Here is a 22,674-nt window from a genome sequence, read left to right as displayed (position 1 = left end):
CATGCCCACGGTGGAAGAAAGCGCGCTGCGCAAGCAGATGGCGGCGGGGGAGCTCTCCGGCCTGTTTGTGGTGGCGGGAGAGGAAAAGTACATGGTGGGGCGGCTCTCGAAGCAGCTTATCAAAAAAGCCGCAGGGGGGACCTTCCCAGAGTTCAACAACCAAGCCTTTACCAATGAGTCCTCCCTGGACGCCATCGGGGACGCCTCCCAGGCGCTGCCCTTTTTTGCGGAGCGCAAGTGCGTCTCTGTGTCCGATTTCGATGTGGAGTCCAAGAGCGCCGACGAACTGAACAAGCTCTATGAGCTGTGGGAGCTTTGCCCGGAGACCACGGCCCTGGTGTTCTGGTACCCCACCTTGGATTTTGACGGGAAGCGCTCCTCCAAGTGGAAAAAGTTCCTCAAGCAGGCGGAGGAGCGGGGCACCGTGGTGCTCTGCGGCAGGCGCAGCCGCACAGAGCTGCTGCGCTTTCTCGGACGGGAGGCGGAAAAGTCCGGCTGCGTCCTGCCCAGGCCCAGCGGAGAGCGCCTGCTGGATTATGCGGGGGAGGACCTGACCGCCCTGAAAAGCGAGATGGACAAGCTCTGTGCCTACGCGCTGGCCACGGGGCAGGGGCAGCCGCCGGAGATCACCCGGGAGATGGTGGAGGACATGGTGCCCAAGTCCACAGAGACCACGGTGTTCCTGCTGGCCAACGCCCTGGTGGCGGGGGACTATGAAAAAGCCTATGGCCTGCTGGATGTGCTCTTCTATCAGAACGAGGAGCCCATTGCCATCCTGGGGGCGCTGGGGGCCAGCTATGTGGACATGTACCGGGTGCGGGCCGCTTTGGAGAGCGGCCATCCCTATCAGGACGCCGCCCAGTACGGGGACTATAAGGGCCGGGATTTCCGCTTGCGCAATGCCCAGAAGAATGTCCGCAGCATCTCCCAGGGCGTGCTGCGCCAAAGCCTGCATCTGCTGCTGGAGGCCGACCTGGCCTTAAAGGGTTCCCGCCTGGAGGCCCGCATCATCCTGGATGAGCTCATTGCCAAGCTGCTGCTGGCCGCCCAGGAGGACCGGGCATGATCCGCGTGAAAGAGGCCATCGTGGTGGAGGGCAAATACGACAAGATCAAACTCTCTTCGCTGGTAGAGGGTGTTATCATAGAGGTGGGAGGCTTCGGCCTGTTCAAGGACCGGGAAAAGCTGGAGTACCTGCGGGCCCTGGCCAAGGCCCGGGGCCTCATCGTCCTGACGGACAGCGACGGCGCCGGGTTCCTCATCCGCAGCAAGCTGTCCTCCTGCATCCCTCCCCAGCAGCTGAAGCACGCCTACATCCCGGATATCCTGGGGAAGGAGCGCCGGAAGGCCGCCCCCTCCAAGGAGGGGAAGCTGGGGGTGGAGGGCATGGAGCTTTCCGTGCTGCGCCAGGCCCTGGAGCGCGCCGGGGCCACCATCCAGGACGGCGGCGCCCCCCCTCCCCAGCGGGAACCCCTGACCAAAGGGGACTTCTACGAGCTGGGGCTGACTGGCCGCCCGGACAGCGCCGCCCGGCGGCAGGCGCTGCAAAAACGCCTGGGCCTGCCGGAGAGGCTCTCCGCCAATGGGCTGCTGCAGGCGCTGAACGCCCTGTACGGCCGGGAGGAGTTTTTGGCCTTGGAGCTTTGGAAGGAGGAAGAGTGAGATGGAGCGTTCCCAGCAGGCTCTGGGCCGGGCCCAGTTCCGCGCCAAGGGCAAGTGGTACCTGGCCCAGGAGGTGGACTCCCTCTTGGAAGAGCTCTCGGTGTGCCTGGAGGAGGACGGCAGGGAACGAGAGGCCCTGGAAGGGGAGGCCCGCTCCCTGCGGCAGGAGAACGCCCGCCTGGCCCAGGAGCTCCAGGAGGCCCGGGCCCGGCTGGCCCAGTGGGAGGAGGCCTCGCAGGAGGCCCGCCAGCGCCGGGTGTGCCAAGAGCTGGAACGGGAGCGGGACAGCCTCATCGGGGATATCAAGGCCCTGCGGCGCTTTCGGGAGAGCTTCCGCCAGGCGGTGGAGGAGGACGCCCAAAGCCTGCTGCGCCGGGCAGAGTCCCTCCCTTCGGAAAAGCTGCTGTAGGGGGCTGGGCACGCAGGAAAATGACAGCACGCCTTTCTCCCCGCCACGGGAGGAATGGGCACAACAGGATGGAGAGACGGGGGAACGCCATGGATAGGGAACGGACGCAGAGCCGCATCGAGAGATTTTTAGACCTGTACAAACAGCTGGAGGACGAGCTGGAGGACAAGTACCGCAACGCGCGGAGGCATTACTCCAGCGTGGTGTTCGAGTTCATCCGGGATGAGGACAGCGCCCCGGTGCGGGACCAGCTGGAGACCTGCCGGGAGATCCGCAACCTGCTGACCCACAGCGCCAACCTGGGGGGAGAGCCCATTGTGGAGCCTTCGGCCCCGGTGGTGACCGCCATGGAGGAGGTGCTGGATTTTGTCCGCAAGCCGCCCCTGGCCCTGGATTACGCCACCAAGTGGGACCAAGTGATGAAGGCCCACCTCCATCAAAAGGTGCTGCGGCTGATGGAGGTCATGGACAAAAACGGCTATTCCCACATTCCCGTTTTAAACGACGGGGAGTTCTGCGGTGTGTTCAGCGTGGGGTCTGTGTTCCAGTACATCCTGCGCACGGGGGGGAAGGGCATCAAGCCCGAGACCACGGTGGCCGAGCTGGGGCGCCATATCCAAGTGGACGCCCACATGGAGAACTACGACTTTGTCCCCAAGGATGCCACCTATCTCTCTGTGCGGCGGAAGTTTGAAAAGGTGCGGGGCAAAAACAAGCGGATCTCCGTGATTTTTATTACGGAAAACGGCAAGCCCGGCGAGCGGGTCCTGGGCATGCTCACTCCCTGGGACGTGCTGGGCGAACCCGATTGATGGATGACCGGCAAGCGGCCTCTGAGAATTCTCTTCAGGGGCCGTTTTTTGCGTGAGTTTTTTGAAAAAGACCTTTCTTTTTTTATGTATATGGTATAATATAAATAGAAAGAGGTTCCCTATGTCTGAGAAAGGCGGTGATCCGATGTCTGTTTCAAAGGGAAAACGGGGATTTTTCGTGAAGCTGCTGTGCTTTGTCCTGGCCCTTGCGGCGGGCGGCGCTCTGGGGGTGGGCGGCACCCTTTTCTTCCAATGGCAGGCCCTTCCCCCGCCGGAGGAAGTTTTTCCCTATTGGTATGAGCCGCCAGCCCCTGTGAGGGAGGAGAGCGGCGTCACTGTGACCCTCACAGAGGCCAACCGCAAACACACCGGGGCTGGGACTTTGGCCTATACGTTGAAAAACGACACGGAGCAGCCCCTCTCCTTTTCCGTGTCCATGCGGGCGCTGGACTACCTGTACCAAGGGGAGTACCACCGCATCTACCCCAGTCCCAACTCGGAAGGATCTTCCGGGGAGATCACGCTGGAGCCCGGCGAGGAGCTGCCGTTGTCCTTGAGATTTTACACCAGCGTGCTGTCCCGGCCCGGGACATACCGGCTGTATGTGGAATCTGGGGATGAGGTCACGTTCCGTGTGGGGCTCAACAGCGACGTGATGTTTTGAGAACGGGAAAGGCGGTGAGCGTGTGAACATCTCTCCACGAGCAGGAAAAAAGGGGCTGGGGAAAGTCCTGGCCTGTTTGGCGTTGACAATGGCTGTGGGAGCGGCTTTAGGCGTGGGAGGCACGCTGTTCTATCTGGAGAAGACCAGCGCGGTCCCGGAAAAAGCCTTCGCCTACTGGTACGGCCTGCCCGATTCTGTGCCGGAGGACAACGGCGTCACCCTCATCCTGGAGGAGGTGCGCCGCGAACCGGACGGCTCCGGCTCCATCCAGTACACGCTGGAGAACCGGACGGATGAGGAGCTGTACTGGGTGGACTATGAGCCCGCCATTGACTACTTGGAGCAGGGGGAATCCCACCGGGTGTACCCCTTCCCGGTCCACACGATGGAAGGGCATCTTCCTAACTCCCTGCCGGCGGGGGAGTCGGTCTCCTTCACGCTGGAGCTGGAGCCCTGTGTGCTGGCTCTGCCGGGCACTTACAGCTTGTATGTGGATTCCATCGGCCGGGCGGAATTTGAAGTGACCCAGAAGGGGGAGGCCTTGTTTTCTTCCCCGTAGCGCACCCCAAAGGGAAAACGGGCAGTGCCCATGTGATCCAGCAAACTACAAAAGGGAAGGAATAAGAAAAAGAGCGGTGTGAAAACCGCTCTTTTTTCGTATTGCTGGTTCAGCTGTTTTTCATAATGACGCTTTCCACGGCGTCTGCCACATGCTCGCAGGCGTCGGCGCATTTTTCCATGTAGATGTAAATTTCCCGCCAGCTGATGATCTCCAAGGGGTCGGTGCAGGTGGTGTGCAGGCGGCGCATGCTGTCGATGAACAGCTTGTCGGCCTGCTCCTCCATGGTGTTGATGTGGATGATGTATTCCCGCAGTTTCTTGGACTTGCGAAAGTCCGCGAATTCATCCAGCAGCAGCCGCAGCTCCTCGCAGCAGTTGATCAGCACCGCGCCCAGCTCGATGGCGTCCGGCCGGATGGACTGGATGTTGTTGCACCACAGCCGCAGCATCACGTCCTCGATCTTATCGGTGATTTCATCAATGCTTTGGCTCAGCAGCAGGATGTCCTCCCGCTCGATGGGGGTGATGAAGGCCCGGGCCAGCACGTTGGAGAGCTCGTGCTTTTTCTCATCGGCGGCGTGCTCCACCTGGTGCAGCCCGTCCAGCACGTCGTGCAGGCGCTGAGGGTCAAAGCTTTTCAGGGTGTCCTCCAAATAGTGGGCCGCCTGGCAGGCGCAGGCCACACATTCGCTGAAATTTTCATAGTAAAAGCTGTCCTGTTTTTTCGACATAATTTTGCTCCTTTATCCGGTATCGGGGGCTGCTCCAGAGGGGGGGTCCCTTAGAACAGCACCATAAACAATTTTGCCATTACAAAGCTGATGAGCCCGCACCCAGGGAAAGTGAAAACCCAGGTGAGAACCATATCCTTTACCACGCCAAAGTTGATGGCGGAAAGCCGTTTGACAGCCCCCACGCCCATAATGGCGCTGGTCTTGGTGTGGGTGGTGGAGACAGGGATGCCGAACAGGCTGGAAAGCAGCAGGCACAGCGCCGCAGAGAGGTCAGCGGAGAAGCCCTGGTATTTTTCCAGCTTTACCATATCCATGCCCACGGCCTTGATGATCTTCTCACCGCCCACGCTGGTGCCAATGCCCATCACCGCGCTGCACAAAAGCATGAGCCACACAGGGATCAAAACGCCTTCCACGCTGTTCATGCCGTTGGAGAAAGCCACGCCCAAAAACAGCACGCCAATGAACTTTTGGCCGTCCTGGGCGCCGTGCATAAAGCTCATGGCCGCGGCGCCAAAAATTTCCGCCCCGGTAAAGAATCGGTTGGTCCGGCGGCGGTCCATTCTGCGGCACAGCAGCGTCAGGCCCTTGCACACCAGCCAGCCGATGCAGAAGCCCAGGGCCAAACTGGCCACCAGGCCGTACAGCACCTTTACCCACTCTGACATATTGATGCCGCCTACGCCGTTCTGGATGGCAATGGCCGCGCCGGAAAGGCCGGCAATGAGGCTGTGGCTTTCGCTGGTGGGAATGCCAAACATAGAGGCCACAACGCTGTACACCACAATAGAGAACAGGGCGGCGCACAGGGCAATGAGGGCCTCGTGGGTGTCCCCGCCGAAATCCACCATGTTGCTGATGGTAGAGGCCACCGAACTGTTGATGCGGGTCATCACCAGCACCCCTAAAAAGTTGAACGCGGCGCTGAGGAGAATGGCTGGCCGGGGGCGCATGCACCGGGTGGTGATGCAGGTGGCAATGGCGTTGGGCGCGTCTGTCCAGCCGTTGACGAAGATCACGCCCAAGGTTAGAAGCACTGTGATTAAAAGCACAGGGCTTTGGGCCATAGCGTTGATAAAGTACGAGAATGATACATCCATATGCTTTCCTTACCTACCTTCAAGTTTACCGGAAGGACGGGCCGCCCTGTGGAAAGGAACACGTGGGGGCCGTTTTTTTCCAGCAATACAAGAGTATCATCAAAACGGGGCAACGTCAATAAAAAGTGAAATTTTTGTAAAGAAAAAGTAAAGCACCGCCTTCCCCAGGGGATTTTTGGCGAAACGCGGCGTGGTGTTCCCTATGCCGGATCGGAACGTAAACTTTTACTATATCCTGTTTTCTGCGTAAAATATATTCGTAATCAGCCCATGATTTTTGGAAATATAGTTCAAAAGATTGGCGGTTCTCCCTCTTTCCCTCCGTCGAAAATTCTGATATCATCTCCTCATTATTCTCGATAAAGGAGGAGCTATGATGGACCGTTTTTTCGACCTTGATTTCAGCCAGTTGGAGGATATCCCCGCCCATCTCTCCCGGTACACCACGCCCCAGACCACTGTCAGCGAAAAAGGGATGGTTTCCTTAAACAGCGTCATGCTGAAAACCGTGGGCAGCCAGCGGATGTTTCGGGCCCGGCTCAGCCCCAACGGCTACTGGCTGGTGCTGTACCGGCAGGGAGAGCCCAACCTGCGGTTTTCCGCCAAAAGCGGGCACGCTTCCCACCCTGAGCTGGCGCAGTTGTTGCGGGAGAAGGGGTTCTCCCTGCCGGCGGCGTACACCATGGAGTGGTGCCAGGAAGAAGAGGCCTGGGTGGGCCGCTGCCAGGAAATGGCTCCTCCCCCTGCGCTGTCTCTGCTGGAACCCCCCAGCAAGCCCCAGAGGAAACCGAGAAGGAGGAGAAGCGCGTGAGGACCAAGTGCAAGCCCCTCTCCCTTTGGGAGAAGCACCAGATTGACCAGTTTGTGAACGCCGTTCTGGAAAAGATGGACCTTTCCCAAACGGATGAAGAGCTGCGCCAGTGTGCCTGGGCCGCGTTCCTGTCCGTTTTCCGGGAGGACCCTCGCGCGTTCTCCTTTCCCCATTCCTGCGGCTGGGCACGGGCCTACGCCCGCATCCAGCAGGAGGTGAACGCCGCCTGCAGGACCCGCGGCGCTTCCCGCTGGAAAGAAGTCTCCCTGGAGCGCCCGGTGAGTGCGGAGGTTCCGCTGCCCCTGGCCCAGCTGCTTCAGCAGCCCCACGGGGATTTTCAGGCCAGCGTGTGTTTTCACGAGTTTCTGTACCACCTGGAGCCGGACGCGCGGCACCTGGCCTACGGCATCATCCACGGCGGCACGCTGGAGGAGATGCGGCGCTGCCGCCTTTGGAGCTGCGAGCACGCCGGCCGCATCTATGAACATCTCCGCCAGGGGATGGAGGAATATGTAAAAAGCTGAAAAGGTCCGCGCTTTGAGCGATCAAAGCGCGGATCTTTCTTGCCGGGAGGGGAGACCCCTGCCTATTTTCCCAAACCGGTCCCCGGCCGGGCGGAACCCTTTTCCTGTAAGAGCAGTGCCAGGACCACCGCCGCGAGCGCGCCGCTGAGCTTGGCCGCTATCAAAGGCGCCAGCATGGAGGGCTCCACGCTGAGTGCGAAGGCCATGTGGGCTGCCAGCAGGCTGGTGCCGCTGACAAGGAACGCCCCTGCCGCCACCTTCCCCCGGGGGTCCATGTCTTGGTACAGGGACAGGGTGGGCAGGGCGCTGACCAGCCCCACCAGCATACCTGTCAGGCTTTGGGGTTTCAGGCCCAAGCGCTCCCCCAGCCAGGCAAAGGGGCGCACCAGCAGGCGGCGCACCAGTTCCGCCATGGGCAGGCTGCCCAGCAGCACAATGCCAATGGAGGACACTGTGGCCAGGGCGTCTTCCAGAGGGGCCACCTCCGGCAAAGGGCACCACCCTGTCATATATTCCACAGCCGCCAGCACCAGGCCAATGGTCACCAGCCAGCGGATGCCCTCCGAGAGCAGGATAAAGCCCTTGACCATCCGGTGGGGAAATTTCCACAGCCCCAAAAGGAGCAGCAGCGCAAGGGCAAAAATGGGCAGGTTCTGGTGCAGGCAGACCAGCACCGGCAAACCGCAGAACAGGCCGCCTACCACCAGGGCCACGGGCATGGCGGACAGCCCCAGCATGATCCCCCGGGCAAAGAGGGGCCGGTCCCCCTTGGGGATCATCCCCATGCCCACAGGAATGGTGAACACCAGGGTGCACCCAAAGATGGAGGCCGCCACCAGCCCGGCGTAGCTGCCCAGCAGGGGGTCCTCCGCCAGCTCTTTGGCCAGCTGGTAGCCGCCCATGTCGATGGCCAAAAGGCTTCCGAACATGGCGGGGTCCACGCCGATAAGCCGGTACAGGGGGACAATGGCCTGCCCCAGCCACTGGGCCAGCACCGGCGTCAGGCAGATCATCCCCGCCATGGAGAGGGCCATGGAGCCCAGCAGCATGAAGCCCGTCTCGAACTTGTCCCCGAACCCCCACCGGTTGCCCCGCAGCCGGTCCACGCCTCCCAGCACGGCCCCGGCGGCCATGACGATCATCAGCACATCGTTCATAGACCGCCTCTTATTGGAACGCCACGAAGTTCCGGCGCATGGTCTCCTCAATTTCCGGGATGGTGCGGGGCGTCTGGACAGAAAGGTTCTCGCAGCCGTCCGGGGTCACCAGGCAGTTGTCCTCCACCCGGAAGCCGATGCCCCACTCCTCGTGATAGATGCCGATGTCCACGCAGAACACCATGTTGGGGGCAATGACTTCCGACGTCTCCACGGCGTCATGGACGTCAAAGCCCACATGGTGGGCGCCGCCGTGCCACATGTACTTGCCGATGTTCCCCACCTCGTCCAGCACCCCGGCGTCCTTTAAGAGCTGGGCGCAGTACCGGTGGGATTCCCCGTCCACATCCTTCATAGCCATGCCGGGCTTGATGAGGGAGAACATGTGGTTGGAAGTCTCCAGGGCGATGTTGTACAGCAGGGCCTGGCGCTCATTGAACTTGCCGTTGCAGGGCCATCCCCGGGAGACATCGGTCATCACATAGTCGTGCCAGGCGCCCACATCGTTTAACACCATGTCCCCGTCGTGGGCCTGGCCTTTGTAGGAGTAGTAGTGGATGCAGAAGTTGTTCTTCCCCGCGGAGATGATGGAGGGGAACCCGGGCCCCTGGGGCCCATACTGGCCGATGGCATAGTCGAACACCGCCTTGTACTGGTACTCGTACATGCCGGGCTTAGAGGCCTTCATCATGGAGGTGATGCCCGCGCAGGTGATCTCCTCGGCCTTGCGCATGGCCTCCAGCTCGCAGGGCTGCTTGAGGGTGCGCATGCGGCGGATGGGGGCGTTGGCGTTCTCCACCCGCAGGAAGGGGTAGTCGCTGGCCACCCGCCGGAGCAGCAGATGGGCGGGCTCGTCCCGGTCGGCAGGGGAGACCCGGTACAGGTCCAGGTACAGGTGCCGGTAGCTGCCGCTGGCGGCCAGCTTGTGCAGGTCGCCCTCAAAGTCCGCCGCATAGCCAATATGCTGGATGCCGGAGAGCTCCTGCACCTGGTCCGGCTTCAAACGCTCTCCGGTCCAGCGCTCTGCCAGCCAGTCAGGGGGGAGAATGTAAACCTTCTCCGTGACCTGGCCCTGGCCGTCCTTGCGGGCGATGAAGGCGGTCTCCTTCTGGTCCACCCCGGTAAGGTAGAGAAAGTTCCGGTTGGTGTAAAAGGGGTAGAACTCATCGTTTGTCTTGCGCACTTCCGTGCCGGAGAACAGCACCAGAAGAGAGCTCTCCTTCATTTGGGCGTAGAGCCTTGCCCGGTTGCCCTGAAAAAATTCCTTGGTCATGGTTCCTCCTGTTCCGCCGCGCCGGAGAATGAATTGGCGCAGGCTTTTCTCTGGTTTCCGCTGTGTACGATTGTATTCCACGCCCGGGCAAAATGCAAGGGGGTGATAGGGCCAGCCGCAGCCGCACAACAAAAAACCCTGGCAAAGCCAGGGAAAGCTATCGCGGAGAAGGGCAGGTGGCGGAGCCTTCCTCCACAATTTCCGAATGAACCAACGTCAAGCTGCCGTTTTTCTCTTTCCGGAACGTGTTCTCCTCATAGTAGAGCAGGCAGTGAAGGCGCCCCTTGGAAAAACTTGGCACAGCGTAATAAAGGCGGTTGACCAGAAAATCTTTATCCTCAAACATGTCCACGTTCACAAGGGGCACCGGCGGATATTCCTGCTGGTCCGGAGGCAGGGACCTCTCCCGTCTATGTTTTTGACAACGCCCGGTGTCTTCCATGAAACTCCCTCCTTGGCTGCCGCTGGTTTGCTGTGTTGGGGAAATTCCTAGACCAAGGAGCGTGCTCTCTTCCGGTGAAAGGGAGGATCTAATGCGGCGGTGGATGGAATGGTTCCTGAAGCAGCGAATCTGATGGTATTGTAGCATGAAGGAAAGACGCTGTTGGGCGAAAAATGTCGAAATGCCCACAATTTCCTTGGACGCGGCTGTTCCGGCAGGGCTTGACCTGCCAGATGAGGCGGCAAACGCAGCTTGCTATCGCCGCGGGGACGTGATACAATATTATTTATCATCATTAGCCGTACATCATCCGCCGCAAGGGCTGCTCTGAGAAAGGGAGGCGATCTCCGATTTACCGCGTTGCGATATGTGAAGATGAAGCGCCCATTCGGGAGGCGCTTTTACAGATGTGCCGGGAGCTGCTTTCCCAGCTGGCGCCGGAGCATCAGGTGGAGGCGTTTGCCTCTGCCAGAGAGCTGGCGCAGGCTTTGGCAGACGGCGCCCCGTTTGACCTGCTCTGCCTGGACATCCTGATGGAGGGCCAAAACGGCATGGAATTTGCCCAGAAGCTGCGGGAGGAAAACGAGCGCATCAGCATCCTCTTCATCACGGGCAGCAGTCAATATCTAAAGGACGGCTATTCTGTCCGGCCCATCCAATACCTGTTCAAGCCCGTCCAGCGGGAGGAGCTGGAGGATGCCCTGCGAACGGACCTGCGCCTGCACCACCGGCCCCGCACCTTGACGCTGCGTACCGGCAACAAGACCACGGTGCTCCCCATTCAGGATATCCGCTATTTGGAGAGCCAGAACCACTGGGTTGTGGTCCACATGAGGGAGGGCCAGCAGACCTTCCGCAGCAGCCTGTCGGAAGTGGAGCGGCTGCTGCCCCCGGATCAATTCTGCCGCAGCCACAACAGCTATCTGGTGAACATGGCCTGGGTGGCACAGACCGGCCGGAGAGAGCTTCTTTTGCAGGATGGTTCTCAGGTCCCAGTCAGCCGGGGGTATTATGAATCCATGCAGCGCCAGTTTGTCCGCTTTCTAAACTTGAAATAAAGCCATCCCGATGAGCGTTCCCGTTTTTCAGGGTGTCCTTTCCTGTTTTACAGCCCTTCCGGCCCTGGCCGGAAGGGCTGTTCTTTTCAGGCCTTAAGAGCTGTCTGTACAGTAAAGCGGCCCTCTTCCCAGCTCACATCCAGCGCGCTGTGGTATTTTTCCGCCACGGCCCGCATCTGGGATAGCCCAAAGCCATGGCCCTCCTCCCGCTTGGTGGAGAGCAGCCGCCCCTTCTCATCCCGCTTCAATTCGCCGCTAAAGGTGTTCTCACACTGGATGGCCAAAAAGCCCTGGGATAGGGTGAGCTTGCACCAGACTTCTTTGGGCTCCGCCTGGCTGGCGGCCTCCAAGGCGTTGTCCAGCATGTTGAGCAAAAGGGCGCACAGGTCCTCCTCGCGGATTTCCACCTCTGCCGGAATGGACGCCTGGGCATGGAAGGCCACCCCCATGGCCGCGGCTTTGGCGGCGCTGTTCTGCAGGATGGCGTTGATGGCGAAGTGCTGGGTGTAGGTCTTGGGGGACAGGTGGTCCAAAGTCCCCTCCAGCTCAGAGAGCCTGGCGCCCAAGGCGTCCAGTTTCTTTTCCCCCAGCATCAGGCGCAGCGCTGTAACCTGGTTTTTCCACTCGTGGCGCATCAGGTCTGTGCGTTGGTTCTGCTCTAAGATGTTCTGATAGCTCTCCACTCCCAGGGGCGGCTGGAACTCTATGTCACGGACGCCAACAACAGCCGTGTTACCAACATCCTGTATTTGAACTCGGAGAACATCGGGCAGCTCAGCTCCCTGGACACCTACCAGGTGCCCGGGTCCATCGCCCTGGCCGCCGGCGACTTTGACGGCGACGGCAAGGACACGTTGGTGGTCTATTTTCCCGATGTCAAAACTCCCACCATCCAGGAGTATTCCGTAACCGGTACAAACATCCAGGAGGTTTCCACTGTCATGTGGGACGTGGCCATCGAACTGGGCATACCGGCCCGCTATAATCCCAGCGCGAATCGGGAGAACCAGGCCATGGTCTCCCTGGTGGCGGAGGACGCGGACCTGGATGGCTTTGACGAGCTGGTGGTCACCGCCGGTATGAACGACGTGCAAACCAGCTATCACGATCAGCTGGATGATGGCCGCTTGGGCTCCCAGCTGTTCATCTATGACTATTCCAAAACAAACGGAAAGACCGATTGGCATGAGAGCTTCCACACGGACCTGACCACTGTCACCACGGGGAGTGAGAATACCGCTGCCGATGTGGGGCGCCTTGTGTGGGCCTCCTCCACCGTGGGCAACGTGGTGGCTTCCACCGCCACTACCACCGCCGACTACCCGGAAATCATCGCCGCGGGTTATGTGGACAGCCAGGGAGGCGGAAATATCACAATGAAAGACGGCGGGGACGCCCTGGGCGTTGTGACAGTGCAGGTTTCCGGGCAGGGGAGCGAAACCCTGGAGACTGGCGTGCATGTGGACCCGGAGGACTCAAGCTCTGCCATGGCCCAGAACGTGGTGGGCCAGTATGGGGTGCTTTACCGGCAGGAGGTGGAGGCCAACAGCTTTACCAGCAGCGGCGCCTACGATGAGGACTGCTGGGGGCTGCTGCAGGTGCAGGCCTTTGCGGACCGGGGCGTGGGCGCGGAGGAATCCGTGTTTATTTCCGGCTCCCTCTATGAGAGCGGGGACCAGGGCCTGGTGGAAAAGGACCTGGAGATAGCGGGCTATTACTTTGACGAAGCGGACTCCTACGCCCAGTGGAGCAGTTCCGTCAACGACCGGCTGAAGCAGACGGTGGTTCTGGACGTGGTGGCCGGCAACTTTGACGGCAACGATGAGGGCCGGGAGCAGATCCTCTGTGTGACGGGCCTGGAAAAGTATCATTATCAGTACGAGAGCTACTCCAAGCTGTACTGTATCTATAACACAGGCGGCGGGACAAATGAGGACGGCAGTGTGGCGGAAGACAGCTGGGCCTGCAGCGAAACGGGCAATTACCTGTTCAAGTCGAAAAAGCCCTGCTATATCACAGTGGCCGCCACGGACACCGGGGATGACAGCACCATTTTTGCCCTGAACCGGGTGGACCGCACCTACAGTGAGCCCGGTGTGCTGGCTGTGCTGGAGGCGCCCCCCTATTTCCGGGAGATCGGCGACGGCGACACGGGCAACAGCCAGACCGTATATGGCACCACCAGCACCTCTGGCTCGGGCTACAGCAACAATGTGGGGTTTAGCGCGGGCATTACCTTTGGATATGAGGCAGACACCCTTCTGGGAGGGGGCGGCTGGGAGGTCACCATTGACAACAGCTTTAACTGGGGCTTTGCCAATACCACAGAGGTCTCCTTTTCCACTAATTTCGCCAACGACACCGGCGACAACCTGGTGGTGGTCTACCGCAGCCCGGTGGTGGGCTATGAGTACTTGGATCAGGACGGGAACGCCCTGACGATCACCAAAACGGGCCTGCCCGCCGTCAACATGATCCCTGTAGAGGATTACAACGAAGCGGTGGCCCAGTACACCTCGAAAAATTTGGACCCCATCCCGGACGGCCTGCTGAGCAGCCCCGGAGACCCCCAAAGCTACCGCAGCACCACCGAGGGCCTGGATGAGGCTGTAGAGGGCTCCAGCGATTCTAACCCCAGCTGGATCCAATACAGCGGGCAGGGCACAGTGGAACAGAGTATTGAAACCACTCAAACCAGTGAAAACGACTTTACCTATGAGCTGGATATCCAGGGAAGCCTCTGGGGCAAGGTGTTTGGAGGCAAGCTGGGCGGGCAGGCCGGCGTACAGTATTCCCACGGGATCTCCTGGTCCTCGGGCCAGGGCACGCTGATGTCCGGCTCTGTCACCGGCCAGCAGGAAAACGGCTATGACTTCCAGTGGAGGTTTGCCACCTGGACCACGCAGCTCAATGGGTACGATGTGCCTATGCTGGGGTATCTGGTGCGGGACGTGGTGGCGCCGCCCTCCCCCGGCACCAACCTGCAGGTTTCCAATGTGACCGAAACCACCGCCACCATCACCTGGGAACCGGGGACCCGCTTCTCCCAGCAGTACCGAATTTACCGCTTGACAGATGATGGCGTCTATGTGCTGGTGAGCGCGGTCAGCGGCAGTACCTATGAGTACACCTTGAGCGGGCTCCTTCCAGGAGAACCCTACACCTATGTGGTGCGGGGCGTGGCCTATGAGGAGGACGGAGACGAGCAGGAGTCGGTGGACAGTTCCCGCTTGACGGTGATGACACGCTCGGAAAACGCCGCGGATGTGGAGATTCTGCTTTTCGGAGCGCAGGACAATGGGAGCTACCCCACCAGCGGCGCGGAAGTGAACCTTTCCGTGGAGGCCATTGTGACGGCGAACTACCAATACAACACCAGCTATCAGTGGCAGATCCTCCGGCCCGATAACTGGAAGGACGGGATCTCCAACTGGACAAACCTATCGGCCAATGAAGAGGGGATCGAATCGGTAGAGGTTGACAAAAACAGCCTGCGTCTCACAGGCTTGGACAGCTCTTTGGACGGCGCGAGGCTGCGCTGCAGGGTGACCGTTCCCACTTCAGACGCCACCCCCAACGATTATTACAGCGATGCCGTTACGCTGGAGATTTCTCTGGACAGCACGGAAACCTCTCTCAGCCTGAGCGGCAGCGCAGATGACCGTGCAGCCGGAAGCCTGGACGATCCCTACACAGGCAACGCCGGGTACAGCATTACCACTACAACCAGCACTCCCGGTGAAGTGGAACAGGATGTGGCCATCCCCGCTGGAGAAAGCTATCCCGCCCTGAAGGTGTATTCCTACACTGCAGGGGAAGAAAGTACCCCTGTCTATGTGGGCGTGGGCACCGATGAGGGCGAGACCGTGTATTATGCGGTTACAAAAACAGAAACGGCAGAGGGCAGCGCCGCATATACCGTGGGCGATAAGCTGACGCTGGGCGGCACGAAGTGGGTTACCGCCGCAGCCAGCGGAAGTGGCATCGAAGAGTATATGGTGCCGGAGGGATATGATGGAACCATTGAAACCGCCCCCTCTACTGGTTACCGGCGCATGGCACTGGTAAAAACAGAAGATAGCTCCACCACCTTTACGGAATATTGGATGTTAGTGCCCACAGGAGAAGAGGAAAATGCTGACACGCAGTATTTCGCAAAGCCAGGCGATACCTTTGAACCTGCCGACTTAACACCGCAGCAGGAAGAAGCCCTGCGCTATGTGTATGTGGGCAGCGGTGAGGGAGTTCTGATCGTCAACGCCGCGGAGGAAGGTTCTGACGGCCCCGGCGCGGACGATGACCGCTATGTTACCTACGCAGTGAGCGGCGGCGCTCTTTCTGCCCCCACGGTGTTCTGGGGCGAGGCGGATACGGGCCTTTACGCCACGAACGGAGAAGGGCAGAAAACTCTGTACGCCGGCAGCACCGGCCTGACGGTGGAAAGGGAGACGGTTACACAGGAGCAGACCGGCACCACAACCGCCTCTTACGGCGGCACAGAGATCACCGTGGCCGCGAAGACTACGGTGGATACCAGCATCCTGTTTACCTTTGCCAACCTGACCACCGGCGGGTCGGAATCGGTGCAGGCCGGCGCGGATGGGAGGGCCACCTGGCAGGCGGCTGTCCCTGGGATGTACCGTGTTACGGCCACCGCCCAGGCGACGGAGACCGCCGCCTCCAGCACCAGCGCCGCCCTGTACTACTACGCAGGGAGTGTCTCCGAAGGGGCTACAACTGAATACCGGTTGGTGGTGAGCAAAGGCAGCGCGCCCGCCTCTTCCATGGTGTACGACGGAAGCAGCGTGGCTTTGACTCTGCAGAGCCGTACAGCAGCAACCGCCAATGGCGGCACCGTGACCTCTCCCAGTGGTTCATGGCAGGATGTTGAGGACAATGTCTCTTACACAGTCCTGAACTTGAGCGGCAGCGATGAGGATGCGGCCGCGATAGAGGGCAGTGCCTATTATCGGCCCCAGGCAGCGGGGACCTACCGCTTTACCGCCTCTCTTGGGGGAGTCCAAGTGGCCACGGCCCAGCTGGAAGTGGCCCGGGCCGATATCACCATTGCCCCCGCTTGGGAGGGGATGGAGGACGAAACCGTCCCCGCGGCACTGGACGAGATTCAATTGACCGCAAGCGGCGGATTTTTAGAGGAGGACCAAGCTCTTTTGGAGCGGGCCATTGCAGTCCAATGCGACTTGTATGGAAGCGATGGGGCCATCCGGGATGTGGGCGGCGTGTACGATGTGACTCTCAGCTATAAGAGTGATGGGGAGGGAGCCGCCGCGGCAGCGGAGCTTCAGAGCAAGTACAACATCACCCTGGCAAGCGGGGAGATCACCTACCTAAGCCATTCCGCGGTCGTCAATTATTCCGCTGGGGAAAACGGAACGCTGCAGGCCCAGTATGTGGAGAATTCCGAGTACGGATTTGTCAGCGGGGCCTCCATTCCCGTGAGCTATGGGCTCCGCTTTGTTGCCACGCCTGCCGTTGGCTTCCAGTTTGCGGAGTGGACCGTGACCCTGAACGGAACGGCCGTTGCATGGGAGGATGAGGCGTTCCAAGGCATTGTGACCTTTACCGAGACAGAGAGCGCCGCCATCCTGCGCGTTTCCAGCCTGGAGGCGTTGATCCAAGCGGTCCAAGGGGAGAGCGAGGCCTCCGGTGAAGACGCGGCCCCTGTTTTGCAGGTGCAGGCCGCCTTTACCAGCCAGAACCGCACCGTGACCTTCTCTGCGGATGAATCGACGCCCAACGGCACTGTGACCGCCCAGCAGGACGGCCAGAGCCTGAACAGCGGCGTGTCCGTGGCTCACGGCAGCACCGCGACCTTTACCGCCACGCCCAACGAGGGGTATGTGGTAGAGAGCTGGGTTGTCAACGGCCGGATGGAACAGAACCCTGACGGCACCTACTACACCGGAACCACTTTGGAACGGGAGATCACCGAGGACACCGAGGTCAAAGTGACGTTCGCAGCCGAGGAGCAGTACGCTGTCTCCTATGAAGTCGTGGATGAAAACAACCAGCCCGTTTCGGGTGTGGCTGTCACCGTGGAAGGATTGACGGATGGCAAAGTGACCAAGGGCGGCAATGTGGCCTTTACCGCCCAGCCCTCTGTGGGCGTGGTCATTCAGAGATGGGAAGTGAAGCGCGGCGAAGGGGAATGGGAGACGGTCTCCGCCAGCGCCAACCGCTACACCCTGTACAACGTGCAGGCGGATACAAACGTCCGCATTGTGGCCAGCGGCGGCGGCTCCAACCGTTACACGCTGACCTTTGGCGTGGTGGACGATACTAGTTCCCCTGTGACCGGCGGCACCTTGACAGCCACGTCCAATGGCGTCACGTTGGAAACCGGAACGGAATACCCCTCTTACACGAATGTGGACTTCACCTTTACAGAGGCGGAAGCCTATGAAGTGGTGGAATGGAAGGTCAACACAGATACGGTGCAGGAGGGCCGCGACCGGCTCACCTACACCCTGGAGAACCCCTCTGCTGACACCACCGTCAACGTGGTGGTGCGGGAGAAGCCCTCTGTCACCGTTAATGAAGTTTCAAACGGCACTGTTGATGTGACGTACACCTTGGACGGCGAAACCGTTCAACCCTCTGAGAACGGCTATGTGTACACTGGCACCGGCATTTCCGTTACGCTGGCGCCCGCTACCGGCTATGTGGTGAATGCAGGTGCAATGGAGGCAACATACGGTGTAGATGTGAGCTACACAGACAGTTCCGGCGCCACCACCGACAACATGACCTATACCATTGACAATGTGCAGAGCGATGTGACGATCGTTCCCGTTTGGGAACAGCTTGCCGCCTACACCGTCGGTTACTATGTAGTGGACACCATTGGGAACGGCTCTGGCACAAACGGCACTCTGTCCGCCTCTGTGGAGCGCAAGGGCATGGATAGCTATGAGAACAGCGAGTTTGTCAGTGGAAACACTGCCTACGACGGCTCCACCGCCGCCTTTACCGCCAGCCCGGAGAATGGCTATATCGTGCAGGAGTGGCAGGTCGATGGCGAGGTGCAGGCAGGCAACACCAGCAACACGCTGACCCTGAGCGCGTCCGAATTGACGGCTGATACAACCGTTACTGTCCAGTTCCGCGAGATCGGCGACAAGGTCACCATCTCTGCGGGAGAAAATGGTGAAATCACCAGCGCCATCGCAGGCGGTGTGGACCAGATTGACAACATGGAGACCGGTTTTACCCTGGACGAAGGCGCGTCCGTGACCATCACCGCGCAGCCCGAGACGGGGTATGAAGTGGCTTCTTGGAGCGTCAATGGCGAGAGAATCGAAAATACGCAAGGGCAGAACACCTTCACCTACACGTCGCAGAGCGCAAACACCGGCGCGGCCATCTCTGTGGAGTTCCAGCAAGTGACCTATGCGGTCTCTTGGAGCGCTGCCGGGGGCACTGTCACGGCCGATGGTTACACCGGCACCAGCGCCGATATCCGGGGCGGCACCGAGGTGAGCTTCACAGCCGAGCCTGCTTACGGCTATGAACTCACCGGATGGACCGTAAACGGCGAACCCCAGAATGGAGAAAGCGATGAAACCTTCACCTGGACCGTTCCCAACGGCCAGGCTGCGGACCCTGCTGTCTCAAGCTATCAAATCGAGGCGCTCTTTGAGCTGGTGGATACGGATTACACTTTGACCTATACGGTTGCTGGTTCCGGCGGCACGATCTCTGTGCCCGGCGGCGAAAATGGGAGCGTTACCGTGTCCCATGGCGGCAGTATCACCTTCACCGCCGCGCCGGACCAGTACTACCACGTCAATGAATGGATGGTGGACGGCGAGCCCGTTACCGAAGGCGTCAGCGCGGATAGGACCACCCTGACCTTGACCAATGTAACAGCGGCCCATACAATTGCCGTCTCCTTCACCGGCGCCGTGCGCTATGATGTGAATTATGCTGTGGAAGGCTCCGGTGGTACTGTTTCGGCAACGGCAAACGGCGAGAGCATCGCCAGCGACACCACTGTGCAGGTGCTGGGCGGCAGCAAGCTGGTCTTCACCGCCGCGCCAGAGGAGGGGTACATGGTGGCCCGGTGGACGGTAAACGGAGAGGAAGTTACTCGGGGCAACATGGCAGCCTACGGCATGACCAGCCCCTACCAGAACACCCTGACGGTAGAGAACCTGACCAGCGCTCTAACTGTACGCGTTTTCTTCGAGGTGTATAATGGCTACCTCATTCCCGAAAACGGCGCCGGCTACACCATTACCGGCGTGGTGCGTACTCCCGGCGAGACCTACGAGGGTGCACCTACGAACGAGATCCGAAAAGGCGGCGATGTGACCTTTACCGTTGGGCTGAACGTGGAAGGCGGCTACGCCAACTTTAGCAAGCTGGTCATCAACGGCTATGACTGCCTGGAACAAACCGGGACTGCTGCTGGCTGTGACTCCGTCACCGCTATCCGCAACAGCGACGGCAGCTACACCGTGACCATCCAGAACGTGAATGGCAAGATCACAACGGATATCGAGGCTCACCAGTTGGTGATCACGGACGGTTTGGAGAACTACAAGATTCCCGAGAGCCTTATAAAGAATGGAATTGATTCCATAGACAAAATCCAAACTCTTCTGAGCACGGCCATCACTGGCAGCTATGACGGCATCACCTACATGGACATCGCCCTGATGTATTGGGACGGCAGTCAGTGGGTAGTCGTCACCGAAATGCCCGAAGGCGGCGTGGATGTGGTCGTTCCGTATGATACGATCAATACGGAAGCCACTTCCAACGACACCTTTACTGTGGCTCACATGCTGACCACAGGCGAAAATGCTGGTCGGGTGGACATTATCGAGGACGTGCGCAAGGAGTCCGACGGCCTGCACTTCCATGTAAACAGCCTGTCGCCCTTCGCCATCAGCTGGACCAAATATGAGGCGCCGGTCAATCCCGGCGGCGGCACTCCCTCCGAGCCGGAAGAGCCCACCTGGCCCTTCACGGACGTGACGGAAGGGGAGGACTGGTTCTATGACGCCATGGCCTATGTCTATGAGAACGGCATCATGGCCGGCACCAGCGACACCACCTTCGAGCCTGACATGCTGCTTGACCGGGCTATGGCCGCCCAACTGTTCTACAATCTGGAAGGCAAGCCCGCAGTGACCGGCGACTCCACCTTTACCGACGTGACCTCTGGCCACTGGGCTGTGGACGCCATCACCTGGGCCGCCCAGAACGACATCGTGGCGGGCATTGGCGGCGGTCTGTACGACCCCGACAGCAATGTGACCCGGGAGCAGTTCGCCGTGATGCTGTACAAGTACGCCCGCTTCAAGGGCTACGACCTGACGGCTGCTGGCGACCTGACCCAGTTCCCGGACGCTGGCTCCATCAGCAGCTGGGCGGAAACCGCCCTGAGCTGGGCCAACGGCAACGGCCTGATCAACGGCAACGAGGACGGCACCCTGGCTCCCGGCGGCATCGCCACCCGGGCCCAGGCAGCCAGCATTCTGGCCCAGTTTGATCAGAGTTTCGCAAACAAGCAAACCTTTTGCATACACAAAAAATGGCTTCTTTCGGGGGCCATTTTTTGTTTTGTCACAGGGCGTTTCCTGGCGGGTGGAGGTCATCGACACCTGGGAGATGACCGTCACCGACCTGGGTATCTTCTCCGGCAGCTTCCGGGTACCCCTGCCCGGGAAGGAGTACATGGCGATCCGGCTGAGAAAAGTATGAAAAAAGGGCCACCAACACAGTCCGGTGGTGGCCCTTTTCAAAATCAGAGGGACGAAGCAGCGCGCTTCGGATTGCGGAATTTTTCCCGATGGTTCACGAAAAATGGTAGGGGGTGCCGGAACATCCCCTTCCGTGCTTCCCAAAGCCCCTGAATTTCACTTCATGCGCAAACGCGGGAAATAAAAATCGCGAACCTCACAAGGTGAAGTTCGCGATTTGCCTGGGGTGCAACCCCTGGGTTAGGATGACCAAATAGGCATTCTTTACAAACGTGAGCCGTAAGGCAAAAAACAGCCGAGCTCTGGAACGCGACTTGCGTCCAGGCTCAGCCTGGTGGGTTGGAGGGATAAAATAGATATCAATGAAAAACGCGGGCAAGAAAAATCGCGAACCCCACAAAGTGAGATTCGCGACTTGGGAGCGGCAGTTTGCCGCTGGAGCGGGCGAAGGGAATCGAACCCTCGTATTCAGCTTGGGAAGCTGATGTTCTACCATTGAACTACGCCCGCAAAACATCCCTAGACATTTGGGACTTTTCTATTATAAGTCCTAAACTAGGAAAAGTCAATGCGCCTGGGAAATTTTTTCGCGCGGGAAGGATCTGCCAGAAAAGTGAATATAGTTCACAATAGAATTAAACTTTGAAGAAACGCTGGCTTTTCTATCAAAACTGGTATATAATAAATTCCGCACGTTACATGGAAAGCCTTTTCTGAGCGGTTGTTTGACAGAGCTCGGGACATACTAAGCATGACAGCCTGTGTGATCTGAGGGCGCTGTAGAAAACAGACGATACAGGAGGAGGGCGCTGGGATCGTAATTATGGGTAGAAATTTTGGCGGCTCCAATGGCTTTTTGGCGGACCGGCTTCGGCAGGCCCGGCTGCAGGCAGGGTATTCGCAGCAAAACATTGCGGATGCTTTGAATGTAAACCGAGCAACCTATACGTATTACGAAACTGGAAAAACCACGCCGGACCCTGTAACGCTGGGAAGGATTGCCCGTATCTGCGGAGCTCCCATTGAGTTTTTCTTTGAGGAAGAGCCCGTTGCGCCAATGCTTTTGACAGACCGGGAGCGTTGCCCAAAGAAAGCTATGCCGGATCCCAGCCGGATCGGAGAGCTTTCTGCGGAGGAAAAACAGCTGATTGCCCTGTTGCGCGCCTCTCAAAAGGTCAGCGTGGAAGAGACGGTGGATTGGGTCAAGGCAAGGAAGAAACTTCGCAACGAGGAGTAGCGGGGTTCACAAAAGTTTTTTTGTTCGTCAAAATTCGCCTTTTTTCGCGTGGAATTGGGTGTAAGCTAAAGAGGCCTTTTAAAGGCGCACGTTGTTCAAGTTTTTACAGGATGGAATACGCTATATTGCGTTTTTCCTGATATATGCGCTCGTAGCTCAGCTGGATAGAGTGACAGACTCCGACGGTTCAGGCCGTTCCAGTTGAGACATCTCGAAAAAGCCAGTGTTTATCGGGCTTTGCGGGTTTGGCGGAAAGAAAAAATCCCGCCGTTGACTACTGTTTGACTACTATTTTTCAAAAGGTTGACTACCGCTTCCGCGGTTTTCATACATATTCGCGCTCGTAGCTCAGCTGGATAGAGTGACAGACTCCGACTCTGTAGGCCGCTGGTTCGAATCCAGTCGGGCGCACCAAAACCTCCAAAGGAACAACTCCTTTGGGGGTTTTCTTATGTCTGAAATAACGGCAGAAAAGGCAAAGTGTGCAGGAATAGAGATA

17 protein-coding genes and 2 tRNA genes are annotated in these 22,674 nt (G+C 59.3%); 12 read left to right on the top strand and 7 right to left on the bottom strand.

All coding sequences use genetic code 11. From position 1 onward, the window contains the following. Nucleotide 1: 1 nt before the first annotated feature. The 6 genes from holA to ODJ80_RS00515 all read left to right on the top strand — a co-directional run bounded on the left by holA (nucleotide 2) and on the right by ODJ80_RS00515 (nucleotide 4,106). On the top strand, nucleotides 2–1,066 hold the full coding sequence (gene holA, locus ODJ80_RS00540; RefSeq protein ID WP_263040465.1) for a DNA polymerase III subunit delta: 1,065 nt from the start codon (nucleotides 2–4) through the stop codon (nucleotides 1,064–1,066). Beyond that, complete coding sequence (locus tag ODJ80_RS00535; RefSeq protein ID WP_263040464.1) at nucleotides 1,063–1,662, top strand: toprim domain-containing protein; 600 nt, start codon at nucleotides 1,063–1,065, stop codon at nucleotides 1,660–1,662. The genes holA and ODJ80_RS00535 overlap by 4 nt, the downstream gene beginning before the upstream one ends. A 1-nt stretch (nucleotide 1,663) precedes the next feature. After that, the gene (locus ODJ80_RS00530) at nucleotides 1,664–2,071 is read left to right on the top strand and encodes a hypothetical protein (protein ID WP_263040463.1); all 408 of its coding nucleotides are present in this window, start codon (nucleotides 1,664–1,666) and stop codon (nucleotides 2,069–2,071) included. A gap of 89 nt (nucleotides 2,072–2,160) precedes the next feature. Beyond that, complete coding sequence (locus ODJ80_RS00525; RefSeq protein WP_263040462.1) at nucleotides 2,161–2,883, top strand: CBS domain-containing protein; 723 nt, start codon at nucleotides 2,161–2,163, stop codon at nucleotides 2,881–2,883. Between the two features lie 145 nt (nucleotides 2,884–3,028). After that, a complete protein-coding gene (locus ODJ80_RS00520) occupies nucleotides 3,029–3,547 on the top strand; it encodes a hypothetical protein (protein WP_263040461.1) in 519 nt (172 codons plus the stop codon). A 22-nt stretch (nucleotides 3,548–3,569) separates the two neighbouring features. Continuing rightward, a complete protein-coding gene (locus ODJ80_RS00515; RefSeq protein ID WP_263040460.1) occupies nucleotides 3,570–4,106 on the top strand; it encodes a hypothetical protein in 537 nt (178 codons plus the stop codon). A 109-nt stretch (nucleotides 4,107–4,215) separates the two neighbouring features. On the opposite strand, the gene ODJ80_RS00510 is transcribed toward ODJ80_RS00515, so the two are convergent. Together ODJ80_RS00510 and ODJ80_RS00505 are read right to left on the bottom strand one after the other, a co-directional pair. Beyond that, nucleotides 4,216–4,839 (bottom strand): DUF47 domain-containing protein, encoded by a 624-nt coding sequence (locus ODJ80_RS00510; RefSeq protein WP_178863649.1) that lies wholly within the window; start codon nucleotides 4,837–4,839, stop codon nucleotides 4,216–4,218. 50 nt (nucleotides 4,840–4,889) lie between these two features. Then, a complete protein-coding gene (locus ODJ80_RS00505; RefSeq protein ID WP_178863647.1) occupies nucleotides 4,890–5,942 on the bottom strand; it encodes an inorganic phosphate transporter in 1,053 nt (350 codons plus the stop codon). A 373-nt stretch (nucleotides 5,943–6,315) separates the two neighbouring features. On the opposite strand from ODJ80_RS00505, the gene ODJ80_RS00500 reads away from it, so the two are divergent. Continuing rightward, on the top strand, nucleotides 6,316–6,753 hold the full coding sequence (locus ODJ80_RS00500) for a hypothetical protein (protein ID WP_263040459.1): 438 nt from the start codon (nucleotides 6,316–6,318) through the stop codon (nucleotides 6,751–6,753). Further along, nucleotides 6,750–7,277, top strand: coding sequence for a hypothetical protein (locus ODJ80_RS00495; RefSeq protein WP_263040458.1), 528 nt, complete (start codon nucleotides 6,750–6,752; stop codon nucleotides 7,275–7,277). The genes ODJ80_RS00500 and ODJ80_RS00495 overlap by 4 nt, the downstream gene beginning before the upstream one ends. Before the next feature lie 62 nt (nucleotides 7,278–7,339). Here the strand turns inward: ODJ80_RS00495 and ODJ80_RS00490 are convergent, their stop codons facing one another. The 3 genes from ODJ80_RS00490 to ODJ80_RS00480 form a co-directional block, all read right to left on the bottom strand. Next, complete coding sequence (locus ODJ80_RS00490) at nucleotides 7,340–8,434, bottom strand: ethanolamine utilization protein EutH (RefSeq protein WP_263040457.1); 1,095 nt, start codon at nucleotides 8,432–8,434, stop codon at nucleotides 7,340–7,342. A 10-nt stretch (nucleotides 8,435–8,444) separates the two neighbouring features. Next, the gene (locus ODJ80_RS00485) at nucleotides 8,445–9,707 is read right to left on the bottom strand and encodes an aminopeptidase P N-terminal domain-containing protein (RefSeq protein ID WP_263040456.1); all 1,263 of its coding nucleotides are present in this window, start codon (nucleotides 9,705–9,707) and stop codon (nucleotides 8,445–8,447) included. A gap of 157 nt (nucleotides 9,708–9,864) precedes the next feature. Further along, nucleotides 9,865–10,149, bottom strand: a complete 285-nt coding sequence (locus tag ODJ80_RS00480; protein ID WP_263040455.1) for a hypothetical protein — start codon at nucleotides 10,147–10,149, stop codon at nucleotides 9,865–9,867. Between the two features lie 305 nt (nucleotides 10,150–10,454). Between ODJ80_RS00480 and ODJ80_RS00475 the strand changes: the two genes are divergently transcribed. Further along, a complete protein-coding gene (locus ODJ80_RS00475; RefSeq protein WP_317619850.1) occupies nucleotides 10,455–11,207 on the top strand; it encodes a LytR/AlgR family response regulator transcription factor in 753 nt (250 codons plus the stop codon). Between the two features lie 86 nt (nucleotides 11,208–11,293). Here ODJ80_RS00475 and ODJ80_RS00470 read toward each other — a convergent pair whose 3' ends face one another. After that, entirely contained in the window at nucleotides 11,294–11,890 is a 597-nt protein-coding gene (locus tag ODJ80_RS00470; RefSeq protein WP_263040454.1) for an ATP-binding protein, read from the bottom strand. A 66-nt stretch (nucleotides 11,891–11,956) separates the two neighbouring features. Here ODJ80_RS00470 and ODJ80_RS00465 point away from each other — a divergent pair, with 66 nt between their 5' ends. After that, the gene (locus tag ODJ80_RS00465; protein WP_442863872.1) at nucleotides 11,957–21,091 is read left to right on the top strand and encodes an S-layer homology domain-containing protein; all 9,135 of its coding nucleotides are present in this window, start codon (nucleotides 11,957–11,959) and stop codon (nucleotides 21,089–21,091) included. Nucleotides 21,092–21,374: 283 nt separating this feature from the next. Here the strand turns inward: ODJ80_RS00465 and ODJ80_RS00455 are convergent. Next, nucleotides 21,375–21,448, bottom strand: a tRNA-Gly gene (locus tag ODJ80_RS00455). A gap of 313 nt (nucleotides 21,449–21,761) precedes the next feature. On the opposite strand from ODJ80_RS00455, the gene ODJ80_RS00450 reads away from it, so the two are divergent. Then, on the top strand, nucleotides 21,762–22,175 hold the full coding sequence (locus tag ODJ80_RS00450; protein WP_263040453.1) for a helix-turn-helix transcriptional regulator: 414 nt from the start codon (nucleotides 21,762–21,764) through the stop codon (nucleotides 22,173–22,175). A 337-nt stretch (nucleotides 22,176–22,512) separates the two neighbouring features. Next, nucleotides 22,513–22,589 (top strand) — tRNA-Arg (locus ODJ80_RS00445). Nucleotides 22,590–22,674: the final 85 nt, after the last annotated feature.

This window comes from Acutalibacter sp. LFL-21 (assembly GCF_025630755.1).
GTDB classification, from domain to species: domain Bacteria; phylum Bacillota; class Clostridia; order Oscillospirales; family Acutalibacteraceae; genus Acutalibacter; species Acutalibacter stercoravium.
Note: the sequence above shows the minus strand (reverse complement) of the source record. Positions and strands in the feature narration are given on the sequence as shown.